At 64.7% G+C, this 519-nt stretch carries 1 protein-coding gene; it reads right to left on the minus strand.

The genetic code is table 11. The features are described from left to right. Positions 1-69 precede the first annotated feature (69 nt). The coding region (locus tag HX873_RS29595; RefSeq protein ID WP_177123615.1) for a GGDEF domain-containing protein at positions 70-519 on the minus strand (450 nt) is incomplete at its 5' end.

Raw genomic sequence — 519 nt, forward strand, 5'->3', positions numbered from 1 at the left:
GGTAGTGCCTGGGCTCATCGGGCGTACTTCTGCTTCGAGGATGCCCTTAGCGTAGTTGCTGATAACGGCTTATGTGGCCTGGCTGTGAACGATGCGGTTGCGCCCGGAATGCTTGGCGTCATACAGCGCCCGATCGGCACTCAGCAGCAGCTCTTCCAGCGAGCCACGGCTGCGTTTGTCCCAGGTACTGAGCCCGACGCTGACGGTGACCGACAGCGCGTCGCCGTCCGCCGGTGGCAAGTGCTCCACCGCACTGCGGATATGTTCGGCGATGGTGCTCGCACCCTCGCCGTCGGTATCCGGCAGGATCACCGCGAACTCTTCGCCGCCGTAGCGCGCAGCCAGGTCGGCGGGGCGACGAATATTGCTGCCGATGACCCGGGCCACGTTGCGCAAGGCCTCATCGCCACCCTGGTGACCATGGCGGTCGTTGAAGGCCTTGAAGTGGTCGACATCAATCATCAGCAAGGCCAGTGGCTCGCCTGAGCGTTGCGCGCGCTCCCATTCCAGGCGCAGGCG

The organism is Pseudomonas sp. P7758, assembly GCF_013386485.1.
Classification (GTDB): domain Bacteria; phylum Pseudomonadota; class Gammaproteobacteria; order Pseudomonadales; family Pseudomonadaceae; genus Aquipseudomonas.